This window comes from Flavobacterium solisilvae, from assembly GCF_012911605.1.
GTDB lineage: Bacteria > Bacteroidota > Bacteroidia > Flavobacteriales > Flavobacteriaceae > Flavobacterium > Flavobacterium solisilvae.
The window spans coordinates 1-221 of the sequence record NZ_JAAMPT010000005.1; the positions used below are offsets into that span (position 1 = coordinate 1).

At 40.3% G+C, this 221-nt stretch carries 1 protein-coding gene; it reads right to left on the reverse strand.

Annotation, left to right across the window (positions count from 1 at the left end):
* Positions 1 to 221, reverse strand: a 221-nt coding sequence (locus tag G6042_RS00025) for a hypothetical protein (protein WP_169522283.1), incomplete at both ends; no start/stop codon positions are given.

The window sequence follows — 221 nt, forward strand, 5'->3', positions numbered from 1 at the left end:
ATTTGATTGGTTGCTAAGGTTAAATCGAATACTTCAAAGCCATCATTGTTTGGATCGCATCGTTCTAATGGCGTTGGTGTTACTGCCGTTGGTCCTTGAGTTACGCGTAATAATTGTGTCGTTGTGCTATAACATCCTGTGGCTATATTTTGTACGCGAACATGAATGATTTCGTTGTCGTTTCCTAAATAAGCGGTTGCTGGTGTTATTGGATTTTGTGG